The sequence below is a fragment of the Mycobacterium sp. UM_Kg27 genome (genome assembly GCF_000972905.1).
Taxonomy (GTDB): Bacteria; Actinomycetota; Actinomycetes; order Mycobacteriales; family Mycobacteriaceae; genus Mycobacterium.
Genome location: NZ_JRMM01000392.1, coordinates 1 through 217, shown reverse-complemented (window position 1 = coordinate 217; position 217 = coordinate 1). Strand labels below are relative to the sequence as shown.

The 217-nt window shown below is 65.9% G+C and carries 1 pseudogene; it reads left to right on the top strand.

Annotation, left to right across the window (positions count from 1 at the left end):
- A pseudogene (locus LI94_RS21785) lies at window positions 1-217 on the top strand (DDE-type integrase/transposase/recombinase); the annotation flags it as partial.

Here is a 217-nt window from a genome sequence, read left to right as displayed (position 1 = left end):
GCCGCGGCGATGTCGCCGGCTGTGTGCTGCACACCGACCGCGGGTCGCAATTTCGAAGCCGGAAATTCGTTGCCGCACTGCACCACTACACCATGATCGGCTCGATGGGCCGGGTCGGCGCCGCCGGTGACAACGCCGCCATGGAGTCGTTCTTCAGCTTGCTGCAGAAGAACGTCCTGGACCGGCACCGCTGGGCCACCCGCGAAGACCTACGGAT